Source organism: Pseudomonas sp. NBB (assembly GCF_032701105.1).
Classification (GTDB): domain Bacteria; phylum Pseudomonadota; class Gammaproteobacteria; order Pseudomonadales; family Pseudomonadaceae; genus Aquipseudomonas; species Aquipseudomonas asiatica.
In genome coordinates, this window is record NZ_CP103994.1 from 2,829,613 (window position 1) to 2,844,799 (window position 15,187).

Genomic DNA, 15,187 nt, shown 5'->3' on the forward strand with positions numbered 1-15,187 from the left:
GCCATTGTTGATGTCGGTAGGATTCTCCCCATCGTGATCGCCCAATGTCGCGGTCTTCATTCACAGGAGAATCCCATGAAACTGTTGCACATCGATTCGAGCATCCTGGGCGACAATTCCGCCTCCCGCCAATTGAGCCGTGAAGTGGTCGAAGCCTGGAAAGCCGCCGACCCGAGCGTGGAAGTGGTGTACCGCGACCTGGCCGCTGACGCCATCGCCCACTTCTCCGCGGCTACCCTGGTAGCGGCTGGCACCCCGGAAGACATGCGCGACGCAGCCCAGGCCTTCGAAGCCAAGCTGAGCGCGGAAACCCTGGAAGAGTTCCTGGCTGCCGATGCCGTGGTGATTGGTGCGCCGATGTACAACTTCACCGTGCCGACCCAGCTCAAGGCCTGGATCGACCGCGTTGCCGTCGCCGGCAAGACTTTCCGCTACACCGAAGCCGGCCCGGAAGGCCTGTGCGGCAACAAGAAGGTAGTGCTGGTGTCCACCGCCGGTGGCCTGCACGCTGGCCAGCCGACTGGCGCCGGGCATGAGGACTTCCTCAAGGTATTCCTGGGCTTCATCGGCATCACCGACCTGGAAATCGTCCGCGCCCATGGCCTGGCTTATGGCCCTGAGCACCGCAGCCAGGCGATCGATGCTGCCCAGGCGCAGATTGCCAACGAGCTGTTTGCTGCTGCCTGATCCTGCTGTCTTGCGCAAGCTTCAAAGGCTTGCGCGAACTCTGTGGGAGCGGCCTTGTGTCGCGAAAGGGCCGCAAAGCGGCCCCAGAGATCTCGGTGTAAACGCTGACATCCTGGGGCCGCTACGCGGCCCTTTCGCGACACAAGGCCGCTCCCACAATCAACCTCAGGCCACTGGAATAGCCGGGTCAGCCGCTGCTAGCGCCGCAGCACGTTCGGCCGCCGGCGGATAGATCCACACTGTATTGATCTGCGCCTTCAACACCTTGGCTTCGGCCTTGTCCTCCGGTGGCGACACCGTGCGTTCCCACCCTTCGGTATACACCGCCCCCCAGGCCCCAAGGTCCAGGCAGGTCACGTACTTGGGCTGGCTGTAGGTCTTCGGTGCCACGCCAATCAGCTCGGCCGCCGCATTGTTGCCCGCATGACGCCCCAGCGGAATCGCATGCTGGCAGGACATCACCGCATGATTGCCAGCCTCGTCGCAGGCGGCGTAGGCCACATCACCCGCCGCGTACACGGCATCATTGCCTTTCACCTTGAGATTGCCATCGACATGCAAGCGGCCCTGGCGGTCGCGCTCGCCACTGATCTGTTCGGTGAGCGGGTTGGCCTTGAAGCCCACGGTCCAGATCACCGTGCTGGCGTCGATGCGCTGGCCGTTGTCCAGCACCACGCCGGCAGAATCGACCGAGGCTACCGTGGCGCCACAGATCCACTCCACGCCCAGGGCCTCTGAGGCCTGCTCGATGGCGGGGCGTATGCCGTCACCCAGGGCCACGCCAATCCTCGCGCCACGGTCGACCACCACCACGCGCAATGCCGCGTCCTCGCCGAGGATTTCGCGCAGGCGGGCCGGCAGTTCGGTGGCGGTCTCGATGCCGGTAAAACCTCCACCGGCCACCACCACGGTATTGCGCGCCGGTGTGTCGGGCAGGTTGGCCAGTGACTTCAGGTGGGTTTCCAGGCGCGCGGCGCTGTCGAGCTTGTCGACATCGAACACATGCTCGATGCCGACCATGTCGGGCCGGTTGAGCACGCTGCCGCAGGCCATGATCAGGCGGTCGTAGGGCAGGGTGCATTGGGTTCCGCTGCGGGTGCGATAGCCCACACGGCGGGCCGCTTCATCTATATGAAAGGCCGTGCCCTGCACGAAGCGGACGTTGGCGGCATCGAACAGCTCCTGCAACGGCGCGGCCATGGTATGTACGTCGGGTTCGTAGAAGCGCGGGCGCACATGCAGCTCGGCCTGGGGTGCAAGCAAGGTGACCTCGACATCCTTGCGGCCATGGAGGTCAAGCTGGCGGGCGGCGCTGAGCGCGCTCCACAGGCCGGCAAAGCCCGCGCCTATGATCAGGATCTGCTTCATGGTTGTGCTCCTCTAAAGTTCGGTTAACAAGGTAGACCCTGTTGCTGGATATTGGGGAGCGAGCATGCTTCAGAATGTTGGCGGCGTGATCACCCAGATCACCACGGCATCGACTTCACCGGGGTTGCCGTAGCGGTGCGGTTCCTGGCTCGAGAAGCTGAAACTGTCCCCTTCACCCAGCTGGAAATGCCGCTCGCCCACCCACAGCTCGAAGCTGCCGTTGAGTATGTAGCCGGCCTCTTCACCGTCGTGGCTGTAGCTCTGTTGGCTGTAGCTGCCCGGAGGGAAGCGCGAATGCAGGATTTCCAGCTGACGGTTGGGCTGGGGCGTGAGCAGTTGATCGACGATACCGTCTTCGTAATGCACGCTCAGGCGGCTGTTGCGTCGTACCACATAGCCCTGGTCTTCGGGCGCAGTGATGGCTTCGCTGGCGAAGAACCACTGGATGGTCACCCCCAGGCTGCGGGCGATGTTGAACAGCGCCGGAATCGATGGATAGGAGAGGTTGCGCTCCAGCTGGCTGATGTAGCCGGCGGTCAGCTCACTGTGCGCGGCCAGCTCCGCCAGGGTCATGCCACGGCGCTTGCGCAGGCCGCGAATGCGGCTGCCGAGAAACTGCGGCGCGGCGCCCCCGGCTTCGCTGGCGGGGGGCTGGGGGAGTTGGCTCATGCATGTCGGTCCATCGTAAAAGCCGCAGTATGTACAGCCTCAGAGCGCCCAGGCAACCGTCAGGCCATCGTGAATCGCTTCTTCGGCGGTACGCGGCGCCAGGCAGTCGCCAATGCGGCGCACCTCGACCAGGCCGGCCAGCTCCGTTGCCAGGCGGTCTTCCGGTTGATGGCCCTGGCACAGTACCAGGGTGTCGATTCCTTCGAAGATCATCGGCTCGCCGCTGGCGGTGTGCTGCAGGTACACCGTGTTGTCGTCGCAGCCATACAGGCGGGCATACGGTGTGATGGGAATACCCAGGCGATGCAGCTCGCCGGCCAGTTGGTCGCGCACGTACAGCGGCAGGCTTTCGCCGCAATGGGTGCCATTGACCGCCAGCTGCACTTGGTGGCCGTCGCGTACCAGGCGTTCGGCGATGCCGGGGCCGATCCAGTCGCAGCGCCAGTCGATCACCAGTACCGAGCGGCCCGGTTTTGCTTCACTGCGCAGTATTTGCCAGGCATCCACCACCTGTAGATCACCGGTGCGCTCGAAGGCCGGCCAGTAGGGGGTGGCACCGGTGGCGGCGATCACCAGGTCGGGGCGTTCCCGTTCGACCAGTGCGCGGTCGACCCGGGTGTTGCGCACCACTTCCACGCCCGCCAGGGCCATTTCCCGTTGCAAGTTGGTGCTGGCGCCACCGAACTCGCTGCGCCGTGGCAGCAACTGGGCCAGCAGCACCTGGCCACCGAGCTGCGGGCCAGCCTCGTACAGCGTGACCTGATGCCCGCGCGCAGCGGCCACGGCGGCGGCTTTCATGCCTGCGGGCCCGCCACCGGCCACGAGGATGCGCTTGGGGCGGGTGGTGGGTGGCAGTTGCTCGTACTGCAACTCGCGGCCAGTCTCCGGTCGCTGGATGCAGGAAATGGGCAGGCCGCGGTGGAAATGGCCGATGCAGGCCTGGTTGCAGGCGATACAGGCACGTACGTCCTCGACCTGGCCATGCTCGGTCTTGTTGGGCATCTGCGGGTCGCATATAAGCGCGCGGGTCATGCCGCAGACGTCGGCCTGGCCACGGGCCAGGATCAGTTCGGCTTCCTGGGGCTGGTTGATACGCCCGGTGACGAACAGCGGGATGCCCAGGTGTTGTTTGAAGGTGCCGGCCTCACGGGCCAGGTAGGCCGGTTGAATGGCCATCGGCGGCACGATATGCACGGCGCCGCCGAGGGACGCCGACGTGCCGGCAACGATGTGCAGGTAGTCGAGCTGGCCTTGCAAGGCAACCGCTGCGGCCAGCGATTCGTCCTCGCTCAGCCCCTGGCTGTCGCGCTCGTCGGCACTGATGCGCAGGCCGATGATGAACTGCTCGTCGGTAGCCGCGCGGACGGCGGCCAGCACTTCGCGCAGGAACCGCAGGCGCTGCTCCAGCTCACCGTTGTAGCCATCCGAGCGCTGGTTTACCCGCGGGTTGAGGAACTGCGCAGGCAGGTAGCCATGGCTGGCCACCACTTCAACGCCATCCAGCCCGGCCTGGTGCAGGCGGCGGGCAGCGCTGGCATAGCCCTGGACGATCTCGTCGATCATCGCCTGGTCCAGCGCGCGCGGCATCACCCGGAAGCGTTCATTGGGTACCGCGGACGCCGAGTAGGCCACCGCCAGCAAGCCGTCCGCCGACTCCATGATCTCCCGCCCGGGGTGGAACAGTTGCGACAGCACCACGGTGCCATGCTCATGGCAGGCCTCGGCAAGCTGGCGGTAGCCGTCGATGCAGGCATCGTCGGTGGCCATCAGCACATGCGAGGTGTAGCGAGCACTGTCATGCACCCCGGCCACCTGCAGCACGATCAGGCCGACGCCACCGGCGGCGCGGGCGCGCTGGTAGGCGATGAGCTTGTCGTTGACCAGGTTGTCGGTAGGCAGGCAGGTGTCGTGTCCGGTGGACATGATGCGGTTCTTCAAGCGTTTGCCGCGGATCTGCAAGGCTTCGAACAGATGAGGGAAGGCGGTCTGCATACAGGCGGCTCCGGTGCGATGTTGTTCTTGTTTTTTTATAAAAGTGTAGCGCCAGTAAAAAATCAACTTGTTTTTTTACTGATCGGCGACTAGGTTTTTCTCACCCTCGTGGCGAGGGCGTGACCTCACAACAACAAGAAAACGGGCCCCTCGGGCACCGGCAGGAGGCAACTACGATGCAGGTATTCCCACGTGTAAGCAGCCTTTGCGCAGCGTTGCTGGCCATGGGCCTGGGCAGTGCGCAAGCGGCACCGCAGATGGTGGTGGTCGGCTATGGTGGTGCCGGCCAGAAAGCTCAGGACGAGGCGATCTTCAAACCGTTCAGTGCCCAGGATGGCAGCAAGCTGATCCAGAGCGAGTACAACGGCGAGATGGCACGGATCCAGGTAATGGCCGACACCGGCAATGTCGACTGGGATGTGGTGCAGATCGAAGGGCCTGACCTGATGCGTGGCTGCGACGAGGGCATCTACGAGCAGCTGGACTGGCAGCGCATGGGCCATGCGGATGAACTGATTGCCGATGCCGCACAGGCCTGCGGCTCGGCCGCGCTGGTATGGAGCGTGGCCATTGCCTATGACCGCAGCAAGCTGGCGCAGGCGCCTGCATCGTGGGCCGACTTCTGGGACGTGAACAAGTACCCGGGCAAGCGCGGCCTGCGCAAGCGTGCGGTGTACAACCTGGAGTTCGCCCTGATGGCAGATGGGGTGAAGGTCGAGGATGTGTACCAGGTTCTGGCCACCCCGGCAGGGGTCGAGCGTGCCTTTGCCAAGCTCAGCGAGCTCAAGCCGTATATCCAGTGGTGGGACGCCGGCGCCCAACCTGCCCAGTGGCTGGCGGCGGGAGATGTGGTGATGACCTCGACCTATAGCGGGCGCATCGCCGTGGCGGCCCAGCAGGGCAGCCCGCTGGCGGTGGTCTGGCCTGGCAGCCTTTATGGCATGGATTACTGGGCGATCATCAAAGGCTCGCGGCATGTCGACCAGGCCAAGCGGCTGATTGCCTACGCCAACCAGCCGGACACCCAGGTGCGTTATGTGCAGCAGATTCCCTATGGGCCGACCAACACCCAGGCGGCGGCGAAGCTAGACTCGTCCCTGGCCAGCTGGGTGCCTACTTCGCCGCAGAACCTGCAGGGGGCGTTGGCGATGAATGTGGAATTCTGGGTCGACCATGGCGAAGAGCTGGAACAGCGCTTCAATGCGTGGGCCAGCAAATAGCGTACTGCAAAGGTATAACGATGATGACCACAACGGAACAAAGCCTGCGCCAGGAGCTGGCCGCCTGCTATCGGCTGATCGCCCATTTCCGCATGAGCGACCTGATATTCACCCATATTTCCCTGCGCCTGCCGGGGCCGGAGCACCACTTCCTGATCAATCCGTACGGCTTGCTGTTCGATGAGATCACGGCCTCCAGCCTGGTGAAGATCGACCTGCAGGGCCGGCCGGTTGAAGCGGCGCCGCACCCGGTCAACCCGGCCGGTTTCGTCATCCACAGCGCCATCCATGCTGCCCGCGAGGATGCCCATTGTGTGTTGCACACCCACACCCGGGCAGGTTGTGCGGTGGCGGCGCTGGAATGTGGGCTGCTACCGCTCAACCAGATGTCCATGGAGTTTTATGGCAAGGTGGCATACCACGCCTATGAAGGGATTGCGCTGGACATGGATGAGCAGCGAAGGCTGGTAGCCGACTTGGGCGACAAGCCAGTGATGATTCTGCGCAACCATGGCCTGCTGACTACCGGGCGCAGCGTGGCCGAAGCATTCCTGCGCATGTACTACCTGGAAAAGGCCTGCGAGATCCAGTTGGCGGCGCAGAGTGCGGGGCAGGTGATTTTGCCGCCGGCCGAAGTGTGTCGGCATACCGAGCGGCAGTTCAATGATCCGGGACGGGGGTTGAAGCAGGGCGAGCTGGCGGATCCGGATGCGTTGCAGCTGGCATGGGCGGCATTGTTGCGGATGCTGGAAAAGGTTGCACCTGGATACCGGAGCTGACGCGCTCCACCAATCACCTCGGCAACCCTTGCACGATAACAGTCACTGTTGCGCACCTCTGGGCCGCAACTGTGCTGGTCCCTGTCAAAGGAATAGCCTTATGCTGTAACGAAATATGTCTAGAAAGCTTGAAGAAGGATGTCGCAATGCCACTCAAGGATCTGCTCATCGCCCTGGTGGTGATTGTCGCCTGGGGAGTCAACTTCGTGGTCATCAAGGTTGGCCTCGATGGCTTGCCGCCGATGTTGCTGGGGGCATTGCGCTTCTTGTTGGTGGCGTTCCCGGCGATCTTGCTGGTCAAGCGGCCGAAGTTGCCCTGGCGCTGGCTGATCGCCTACGGCGCGACCATTTCGTTGGGCCAGTTCGCTTTCCTGTTCCAGGCCATGTACAGCGGCATGCCGCCAGGGCTGGCCTCGCTGATCCTGCAATCGCAGGCGTTCTTCACCCTCGGCTTCGCCGCGTTGTTCCTCGGCGAGCGGCTGCGCCTGGCCAGCGTACTGGGGCTGCTGGTGGCCGCCAGCGGCCTGGCGCTTATCGGCAGCGAAGACGGCGGCCATGTACCGATGTTGGCGCTGGTACTGACCCTGTGTGCCGGCGCCATGTGGGGCATGGGCAACATCATCACCCGGCGCTTTGGCTCGGTTGACCTGGTGGCGCTGGTTATCTGGGGCGGGCTGATCCCGCCACTGCCGTTCCTTGCGTTGTCCTGGTGGCTGGAGGGGCCGGAGCGCATCGGCCACGCCATTGCCAATATCAGCTGGAGTTCGGTATTGGCCCTGGCTTACCTGGCGTTTGTCGCCACCATGCTCGGCTACAGCCTGTGGAGCAAGTTGCTGTCGCGCCACCCGGCCGGCAAGGTGGCGCCGTTCTCGCTGCTGGTGCCTGTGATAGGCCTGAGTTCGTCGGCGTTGTTGCTGGGCGAGCGTCTGACCGCGACCCAGGGCTGGGGCGCATTGCTGGTGATGGCCGGGTTGCTGGTGAACGTGTTTGGCGCAAGGCTTGGGCGCCGTTTAAGGGCTGTCAGCGCGTAGCCGCTCCCACAAATGCGCGTTGCAAACAGGGTGCTCTGTTAAAATCGGCCTCTTTTGCCAGGCCAATGGAGCGCACCCCATGATCATTTCCACCACCAGCCAGCTCGAAGGCCGCCCGATTGCCGAATACCTGGGTGTGGTCAGCTCCGAATCGGTGCAGGGCATCAATTTCGTGCGCGATTTCTTTGCACGTTTTCGCGACTTCTTCGGCGGGCGTTCGCAAACCCTGGAAAGCGCACTGCGCGAAGCCCGCGAGCAGGCCACCGAAGAACTGAAGGCGCGGGCACGCCAGTTGCAAGCCGATGCGGTAGTGGGAGTGGATTTCGAGATCAGCATGCCGTCGGTACAGGGCGGCATGGTCGTTGTATTTGCTACTGGTACAGCGGTGCGCCTGAAGTAGAGCGTCTGCCGCTGGTCGGGTCCAAGGCTTCGGTCTGGGCGGTCCGCAAATGACCAGCTAGTCTCACTTTCACAGGTCGCGTTTGGTAGAGCAACTGTTCTGGTTGCCGACGCGTCCGCCACTGGAGGGAGACAGGGCATGAGCGAATCCTTTTTCGAAGACCTGAACGACGCGTTCCCGATCAACAGCCAGGTGCGTTGCGGCCAAGCGGCATTTCGCCTGGGCTTCGCCCACATGACACTGGATGATTCCGAACAGCTCCAGCCTGCACATCTGCAGCGCAGCAAAAAAGGCCGCTTCATGCCGCGGGTTCCGCTCAAGAAGTGATCCCGCTCCAGCACAACCCCGCCGAATGGCGGGGTTTTTATTGCCATTTCTTGATCCGCCTCATGGCATTGCCGGGTTGCGCTCGCAGGATGGCCAAGGCTGTGGTTTTCTTGCGCGGCATTCCAGCAACGGAGGATTGAATGCTCATGCGAGTCAGGGAAGAGACCTATTGGCAATGGGCCGACGCACAGCTGCACAGCCGCTGCCACGACGAAGCACTCAGTGACGGCACCACGCTCGACGTGCAGGTGCGCCTGTCGCGCCTGGGGGCGACCCAACTGTTTTTGGGGTTGTACGCCGGTGATGGGCGAGCGTTGCTGGAGGAGTATTACCCCGCACGCCCAGGGGAGACCATGACCCGCGCCCTGGTATGGGGTGTAGACCGCGCCCGGGCGATGGCAACCGGCGCCTTGCCGCTGCCGGAACCCCGCAGCCAGCGGCGCCAGGCATGAAAAAGCCCGGCCTGTGCGGGCCGGGCTCTGGTAAAGGTGGGAACCCTCAGTTGAGCGGTTCGATCACCTTGACTGACTGCTGCTCACGGGCAGCGGGCCATTCTTGTTGCAGGGTCTGCAGAACGCGGCCGACGAACTCGGTGTCGGCGGCGGCCTTCTTGCCGACGTAGCCTTGGCCACGGCGGTAGACCTTGAAGCGGGCACGCATGCTGGGCAGGTGCTCTTCGAATTCATCTTCGACGGTGTTCGGTGGCAGGCGGTCGAGGCGCACTTCACCGGTCTGGCTTACCCACAGCAGATGGTCGTCAAGGCTGTCCTTGCGTACGGCGAACAGCTGGGCCAATTGGTCGATAGTCGGATTGTTGTTCAAGTTCATCATAAAGCCCCCATTACCCATTCGTAGGTGATTTTTCACAGTTGGCGCTACTACGGTGTAGCGCACTACCAAGGCTGCTACAGCAGCATCGCAACAGGGGCTTTCTCACGCTGCCTTTTGGACAGTTTCCCTCTCCACGGACGGCCTGCGTTACCGCGCAGGCCGTCTGGAACACCCTTGCCACCGCTCCCGATCAGGGAGACGGCTTCATCATGCCCAAGGGCGATGAACGGCGTCAACCATTTTGTAGTGAATATTTTTCCTCACTACATTGTGTCGTTTTGTTCGACAATCGCTGCCCGCACTACAGCCCGGAGAGAATGTCGAAGGCTGCGCGCACCCGGGCTTCGTTCGGGTAGTTTCGGTTGGCCAGCAACACCACGGCCAGTTGTTCGGCGGGCACGAACGCGGCGTAGGCGCCGAATCCATTGGTCGAGCCGGTCTTGTTGTACCAGGCTGCCGGCAGCGGCGGCAGGGCTGGTTGCAGGCGTGTGGTTGCCTGCGGTTCACGGATAAGCTGCGGGCCGTTGCCATCGACCAGTGTGGCCAGCGTGACCGGGTAGGGGTAACGCTCCCAGCCCAGGCCCTGGGTCATGGCGCCGACCTGGAAGTAGCCCCGCTGAGTGATGGCGGTGGCTTGTGCCAGCGCCGGTGGCAGCCCCTCCGGCTGCATGTGCAGGCGCACATAGCGCAGCAGGTCGCTGGCGCTGGTCTTGATGCCGTAGGCTTCGTCGGCGTAAGGGCCGGGGCCGACACGCACCGGCTTGTCGGCACTGTCGTAACCTTGGGCATACAACCCCTGGGCGCTGGCCGGGACCTGCAGATAGGTGTTTCGCAGGCCCATCTGTTTCAGCAGGCCCTCGCTCATCAGCGTGGAAAACGGCTGATGCTGCGCGCGGGCGGCCAGGTCACCGAACAAGCCCAGGCTGGGGTTCGAGTAGCAGCGCTGGGTGCCGGGTTTGGCGCGGGGCTGCCAGTGACGGAAGAAATCGACCACCTGCTGCGGCGTCTGCACCGCATCCGGGAACTGCAACGGTAGGCAGTCGGCACTATAGGCGCCCAGCTCCAGCACGCTTGCGTCGCCGATGGGGGCCCCGGCAAGGGCCGGGTGATAGCGCTTGGCCGGGGCATCGAGGTCCAGCTTGCCTTCGGCACTGGCCAATGCGGCCAGGGTGGCGGTGTAGGTCTTGCTCAGCGAACCGATCTCGAACAGCGTGTCGCGGCTGACCGGCACATTGTCGGCCTTGCTGGCCACGCCATAGCTGAAGTAGTGCGCGTGGTTGCGAGCATAGATGGCCACGGCCATACCGGTGATGCCTTGCTCCTGCATGAGCGGGCGGATGATCTGGTCGACCTTGGCCTGCAACTGGTCGTCGGCCTGGGCGGCACTGTAGCCCAGGGTGAGAGTGATGGCGGCTGCAAGTGCAGCCAGGCGGGAGAGGGGCATGAGCGGGTCCTGTGCTGGAGCGTGTCCGTTGAGCGACACCGGTGGGGGTTCCGGCGTTAGCGGCGAAAAACCGAAGACCTTATCGTCTGCCCTTGCACAATGACAAGACGGAAACTGTGATGAAGTATTTGCGCATGTTATTCGACAATTTCACCCTGGCCTTGCTCGGGGTGGTGCTGATTGCCACCGTGCTGCCTTGCTCGGGCGACGGCGCGGTGTATTTTGGTTGGCTGACCAACCTGGCCATCGGCCTGCTGTTCTTCCTGCACGGCGCCAAGCTGTCGCGCGAGGCGATCATCGCCGGAGCGGGGCACTGGCGCCTGCACTTGCTGGTGTTCTCCTGCACCTTCGTGCTGTTCCCGCTGCTGGGCCTGGCGTTCAAGCCACTGTTCGTGCCGCTGGTGGGCAACGAACTTTACCTGGGCGTGCTCTACCTGTGTGCCTTGCCGGCTACCGTGCAGTCGGCCATCGCCTTCACTTCGCTGGCGCGTGGTAACGTGCCGGCGGCCATTTGCAGTGCGGCGGCATCCAGCCTGCTGGGTATCTTCCTCACGCCGTTGCTGGTAATGATGTTGCTGGGGGCCAGCGGTGATACTGGTTCTGGTCTGGATGCGGTGCTGAAGATCACCCTGCAGCTGCTGGTGCCGTTCGTGGCCGGGCAGGTCGCCCGGCGCTGGATCGGTGCCTGGGTCAAGCGCAATGCGCGCTGGCTCAAGGTGGTGGACCAGGGTTCGATCCTGCTGGTGGTCTACACCGCGTTCAGCGAGGCGGTGGTCACCGGGCTGTGGCACACGGTATCGCCGCAGCACCTGGCCGGGTTGTTTGCCGTGTGCGGAATCTTGTTGGCGGTGGTGTTGTACGGTACCCGGCTGCTCGGCAAGCTGGCGGGCTTTGACCTGGAGGACCGCATTACCATCCTGTTCGCCGGTTCGAAGAAGAGCCTGGCCACCGGGGTGCCAATGGCGCAGGTGCTGTTCGTCGGCAGTGGCATTGGCGCGATGATCCTGCCGCTGATGCTGTTCCACCAGATTCAGCTGATGGTCTGTGCGGTGCTGGCGCAGCGTTATGCCAGCCGTGAGCAGGTGGCTGAAGAAGCTTCGGCGGCGTCCTGACACCTGGTTTGGCCACTGATGCGGTCGCCGCTCCTACACGGCGACCGCGCAATGACCAGAAATTATCTGGCCTGCCCTGAACCACGCTCGCGCAGCGCCTTGCCTACCTCGGCCTCGATCTTGTAGGCCGGCGCTTCCAGGTCGTCGTAGTTGCGCGTGTAGCGCCGGGCGAACTCTTCCACACCCAGCTGCTGATACTGCTGCACATGCTTGAGCTCATGTGCCCACAACGCCACGTTGTCCTCGGCATCGGCGGGGCGGCGGAAAATGATCGTGTCGATCAGCGTCACGGCGTTCACATCGGGGTTCTGCAGCAGCGCATTGGCCGCGCTCATTTGCTGTTCGTCACCCACCCGGAAGCGCGCCGCGTCGAGCACGGCAAAGTCGTACCAAGGTTCGAGTTGCGCACGGATATGCAACGGGATCGGCTCGACGCCGCTGGCGGTGGCTTCGTCGCGGGCCTGCTGCAAGGCGTAGGTCAGACTGGACGAAGCCAGTACTTCCACGTCCTTGAAAATCTGCCCGGCCTGGCCGGGGTCGATGGGCGCACAGAAACATCCCATCAGGCACACCTGGTATTGCCCTGGCGGGCAGGCCTGTTCGGCGAGTGCAGGCAAGCTCATCAGTAGCCCCAGCAGTAGACTAATCCGCTTCATGCAGGGCCTTCTCGACAAAGTGGCGGCTGGCGTCCAGTACCTGCGACTGCACGCTTTCCGTGGCCAGCATGCGCCCGACCAGCAAGGCACCGACGCACTGGCTGATCAGCACCCAGGCCAATTCGCTGTCTTCCAGGGTCGCGCTCCAGGCCTGGTGCAGCTCCAACAGCCAATGCTCGGCCACTGCACGCACCGGTGCTTCGGCCCGGGCAATCTCCACCCCCAATGGCGGCAGCGGGCAGCCACCTTCGGCATTGTGCAGGTGGGCCAGGCTCAGGTACTGCTGCAGGCAACGGCCCAGGCGTTCGCGACTGGCGCCCTGGTTGGTCAGGCGCGCCAGCGGGCTGTTGCACAATTCCTGCCGCACTACCTCGGTGAACAGGTCATCCTTGGACGGGAAGTGGTTGTAGAAGGCTCCGCCGGTCAGGCCGATCGCCTTCATCAGCCCGGCTACGCCGGTGCTGGAAAAGCCCCCGCGTTTGGCCAGCGCGCCGCTGCTGGCCAGCAGCCGCTCGCGGGTTTGCTGTTTGTGTTCGTTGGTGTAACGCATTCATTTGCCTCTGCAGGCGGGCTTGACGGTGGCGGCGATCATAACATAGCGTTCGTTTACTAAACGATCATTTACTAATAGAGGCTGGCATGACAGAACAACAAAAAGTGGTGCTCGTGATTGGCGCGGGGGATGCTACCGGCGGCGAGATCGCCAAGCGCTTTGCCCGCGAGGGCTACATTGCCTGTGTTACCCGGCGCCAGGCTGACAAGTTGCAGCCGCTGCTGGACGAAATCCGTGCTGCCGGCGGCCAGGCCCACGGGTTTGGCTCCGATGCGCGCAAGGAGGAGGAGGTGGCGGCGCTGGTCGAAACCATCGAGCGTGATATCGGCCCGATCGAAGCGTTTGTGTTCAATATCGGTGCCAATGTGCCCTGTAGCATTCTTGAGGAAACCCCGCGCAAGTACTTCAAGATCTGGGAGATGGCCTGTTTTGCCGGTTTCCTCACCGCCCAGGCGGTGGCCCGGCGCATGGTCCAGCGCGAGCGTGGCACCATCCTGTTCACCGGCGCCACCGCTGGCACTCGTGGCGCGGCGGGCTTTGCGGCATTCGCCGGGGCCAAGCACGCTTTGCGCGCCCTGGCCCAGAGCATGGCGCGCGAGCTGGGGCCGCGGAACATCCATGTCGCCCACGTGGTGGTTGACGGAGCCATCGACACCGCCTTCATCCGTGACACTTTCCCCGAGCGCTACGCCCTCAAGGACCAGGATGGCATCCTCGACCCGGCCCACATCGCCGACAGCTACTGGTTCCTGCATGCCCAGCCCCGCGACGCCTGGACCTTCGAGCTGGACCTGCGCCCCTGGATGGAACGTTGGTAAGCCCCTTTTACCGAGCAAGGACCGTAACCACATGAACAAGACTGTCGATTTCTTTTTTGACCTGGGCAGCCCGGCCAGCTATCTGGCCTGGACCCAACTGCCTGGCCTGTGTGCGCGCCAGGGTGCCACGCTGCGTTACCGGCCGATGCTGCTGGGCGGGGTTTTCCAGGCCACCGGCAACGCCTCGCCGGTGATGATCCCGGCCAAGGGCCGCTACATGTTCACCGACCTGGCGCGCTTCGCCGAGCGCTACGGGGTACCGTTCGGGTTGCCGCCGGGGTTCCCGGTCAATACCTTGACCCTGATGCGCGGGGCAATGGGCACCCAACTGCGTTCGCCGGAGCGGTTCGATGCGTTGCTGGCGGTGCTGTTCAATGGTCTGTTTGCGCAGCGCCGCAATCTGGGCGACATCGCCGTCCTCGACGACACGCTGAGCCAGGGCGGCTTCGACCCGCAGGCATTTCGCGCGCTGGCGGGTGATGACGAGGTGAAGTCCGCGCTCAGGCACGCGACCGAAGCTGCAGTGGAGCGCGGGGTGTTCGGCGCGCCGACCTGTTTTGTCGGTGGCGAGATGTTCTTCGGGCAGGACCGCCTGGACTTTGTCGAAGAGGCCCTGCGTCAGGGCGCCGACAGCCCGTCCTGAATGCGCGCTCCCACAGGGTTGGCGCTTTCCCTGTGGGAGCGGCTTTAGCCGCGAACACCGGCGAAACCGGTGCCATACCCCACGCATAAAGCAGTCAGAAGTTCGCCGGGGTGTTGGCGCTGATGATTTCGGCCTCGTCCGGGCCGATGTTCTTGAAACTGTGCGGCAGGGTAGTGGGGATGTAGTAACCGTCGCCCGAGTTGAGCACGCTCACCTGGCCATCGACCCACAACTCGACGGTGCCGCGTGTGACCAGGCCACACTCCTCACCCTCGGCATGCACGATCGGCTCGCCCGAATCGGCACCCGGTGCATACAGTTCACGCAGCATGCGCATCTGCCGGCCTTCGACGCTGGCGCCAACCAGCAGCATGCGCAGGCCGTTGCGGCCCAGGTCTGGCTGCTCGCCGCCACGGAACACGTAGCGCTCTTCGCGCACCGGCTCGTCGAAACTGAAGAACTCCGCCAGGCTCATCGGAATGCCTTCGAGCAGTTTTTTCAGGGAGCTGACCGAAGGGCTGACGCGATTCTGCTCGATCTGCGAGATCGTCGAATTGGTCAGCCCGCTGCGGCGGGCCAGTTCCCGTTGGGAGAGGTTGTTGCGTTCACGCACCAGTTTGAGTCGCGTCCCCGTGTCCATAGCCGCCTTGTAATCAG

Annotated in this window: 18 protein-coding genes; 10 read left to right on the forward strand and 8 right to left on the reverse strand. The window is 63.7% G+C overall.

From position 1 onward, the window contains the following. Positions 1 to 75: 75 nt before the first annotated feature. Complete coding sequence (locus NY023_RS13295) at positions 76 to 687, forward strand: FMN-dependent NADH-azoreductase (RefSeq protein WP_003258995.1); 612 nt, start codon at positions 76 to 78, stop codon at positions 685 to 687. A gap of 165 nt (positions 688 to 852) precedes the next feature. On the opposite strand, the gene NY023_RS13300 is transcribed toward NY023_RS13295, so the two are convergent. The 3 genes from NY023_RS13300 to NY023_RS13310 all read right to left on the reverse strand — a co-directional run bounded on the left by NY023_RS13300 (position 853) and on the right by NY023_RS13310 (position 4,716). Next, the gene (locus tag NY023_RS13300) at positions 853 to 2,055 is read right to left on the reverse strand and encodes an NAD(P)/FAD-dependent oxidoreductase (protein ID WP_013972467.1); all 1,203 of its coding nucleotides are present in this window, start codon (positions 2,053 to 2,055) and stop codon (positions 853 to 855) included. A gap of 69 nt (positions 2,056 to 2,124) precedes the next feature. Then, positions 2,125 to 2,724: a helix-turn-helix domain-containing protein gene (locus NY023_RS13305; protein ID WP_013972468.1), complete on the reverse strand. Its 600-nt coding sequence runs from the start codon at positions 2,722 to 2,724 to the stop codon at positions 2,125 to 2,127. A gap of 39 nt (positions 2,725 to 2,763) precedes the next feature. Beyond that, positions 2,764 to 4,716: an FAD-dependent oxidoreductase gene (locus NY023_RS13310; protein ID WP_013972469.1), complete on the reverse strand. Its 1,953-nt coding sequence runs from the start codon at positions 4,714 to 4,716 to the stop codon at positions 2,764 to 2,766. 176 nt (positions 4,717 to 4,892) lie between these two features. On the opposite strand from NY023_RS13310, the gene NY023_RS13315 reads away from it, so the two are divergent. From NY023_RS13315 to NY023_RS13340, 6 genes are all read left to right on the forward strand, one after another. Beyond that, a complete protein-coding gene (locus tag NY023_RS13315; RefSeq protein WP_013972470.1) occupies positions 4,893 to 5,936 on the forward strand; it encodes an ABC transporter substrate-binding protein in 1,044 nt (347 codons plus the stop codon). Between the two features lie 23 nt (positions 5,937 to 5,959). Beyond that, positions 5,960 to 6,715: a class II aldolase/adducin family protein gene (locus NY023_RS13320; RefSeq protein ID WP_038410432.1), complete on the forward strand. Its 756-nt coding sequence runs from the start codon at positions 5,960 to 5,962 to the stop codon at positions 6,713 to 6,715. 146 nt (positions 6,716 to 6,861) lie between these two features. Continuing rightward, positions 6,862 to 7,746 (forward strand): EamA family transporter, encoded by an 885-nt coding sequence (locus tag NY023_RS13325; RefSeq protein WP_023663280.1) that lies wholly within the window; start codon positions 6,862 to 6,864, stop codon positions 7,744 to 7,746. 79 nt (positions 7,747 to 7,825) lie between these two features. Further along, entirely contained in the window at positions 7,826 to 8,146 is a 321-nt protein-coding gene (locus tag NY023_RS13330) for a YbjQ family protein (protein WP_003258990.1), read from the forward strand. A gap of 138 nt (positions 8,147 to 8,284) precedes the next feature. Then, positions 8,285 to 8,473, forward strand: coding sequence for a hypothetical protein (locus NY023_RS13335; protein WP_003253897.1), 189 nt, complete (start codon positions 8,285 to 8,287; stop codon positions 8,471 to 8,473). A 140-nt stretch (positions 8,474 to 8,613) separates the two neighbouring features. Beyond that, positions 8,614 to 8,925: a hypothetical protein gene (locus NY023_RS13340; RefSeq protein WP_023663278.1), complete on the forward strand. Its 312-nt coding sequence runs from the start codon at positions 8,614 to 8,616 to the stop codon at positions 8,923 to 8,925. A 46-nt stretch (positions 8,926 to 8,971) separates the two neighbouring features. Here NY023_RS13340 and NY023_RS13345 read toward each other — a convergent pair whose 3' ends face one another. Together NY023_RS13345 and ampC are read right to left on the reverse strand one after the other, a co-directional pair. After that, the gene (locus tag NY023_RS13345) at positions 8,972 to 9,304 is read right to left on the reverse strand and encodes a hypothetical protein (RefSeq protein WP_013972474.1); all 333 of its coding nucleotides are present in this window, start codon (positions 9,302 to 9,304) and stop codon (positions 8,972 to 8,974) included. Positions 9,305 to 9,605: 301 nt separating this feature from the next. Continuing rightward, on the reverse strand, positions 9,606 to 10,748 hold the full coding sequence (gene ampC, locus NY023_RS13350) for a class C beta-lactamase (protein ID WP_013972475.1): 1,143 nt from the start codon (positions 10,746 to 10,748) through the stop codon (positions 9,606 to 9,608). A 119-nt stretch (positions 10,749 to 10,867) separates the two neighbouring features. On the opposite strand from ampC, the gene NY023_RS13355 reads away from it, so the two are divergent. Further along, positions 10,868 to 11,860, forward strand: coding sequence for a bile acid:sodium symporter family protein (locus NY023_RS13355; RefSeq protein WP_023663275.1), 993 nt, complete (start codon positions 10,868 to 10,870; stop codon positions 11,858 to 11,860). Positions 11,861 to 11,922: 62 nt separating this feature from the next. Here the strand turns inward: NY023_RS13355 and NY023_RS13360 are convergent, their stop codons facing one another. Both NY023_RS13360 and NY023_RS13365 read right to left on the reverse strand, forming a co-directional pair. Next, positions 11,923 to 12,516 (reverse strand): DUF4157 domain-containing protein, encoded by a 594-nt coding sequence (locus NY023_RS13360; RefSeq protein ID WP_024087033.1) that lies wholly within the window; start codon positions 12,514 to 12,516, stop codon positions 11,923 to 11,925. Further along, positions 12,503 to 13,066 (reverse strand): TetR/AcrR family transcriptional regulator, encoded by a 564-nt coding sequence (locus NY023_RS13365; protein ID WP_013972477.1) that lies wholly within the window; start codon positions 13,064 to 13,066, stop codon positions 12,503 to 12,505. The genes NY023_RS13360 and NY023_RS13365 overlap by 14 nt, the downstream gene beginning before the upstream one ends. An 89-nt stretch (positions 13,067 to 13,155) precedes the next feature. Here NY023_RS13365 and NY023_RS13370 point away from each other — a divergent pair, with 89 nt between their 5' ends. Both NY023_RS13370 and NY023_RS13375 read left to right on the forward strand, forming a co-directional pair. Further along, positions 13,156 to 13,887: an SDR family oxidoreductase gene (locus NY023_RS13370; protein WP_013972478.1), complete on the forward strand. Its 732-nt coding sequence runs from the start codon at positions 13,156 to 13,158 to the stop codon at positions 13,885 to 13,887. A 31-nt stretch (positions 13,888 to 13,918) separates the two neighbouring features. Then, positions 13,919 to 14,530 carry a 2-hydroxychromene-2-carboxylate isomerase gene (locus tag NY023_RS13375; RefSeq protein WP_013972479.1) on the forward strand — a complete coding sequence of 204 codons (612 nt, stop codon included), beginning with the start codon at positions 13,919 to 13,921 and terminating at the stop codon, positions 14,528 to 14,530. A gap of 94 nt (positions 14,531 to 14,624) precedes the next feature. On the opposite strand, the gene NY023_RS13380 is transcribed toward NY023_RS13375, so the two are convergent. After that, positions 14,625 to 15,170 carry a cupin domain-containing protein gene (locus tag NY023_RS13380; protein ID WP_003248033.1) on the reverse strand — a complete coding sequence of 182 codons (546 nt, stop codon included), beginning with the start codon at positions 15,168 to 15,170 and terminating at the stop codon, positions 14,625 to 14,627. Positions 15,171 to 15,187: the final 17 nt, after the last annotated feature.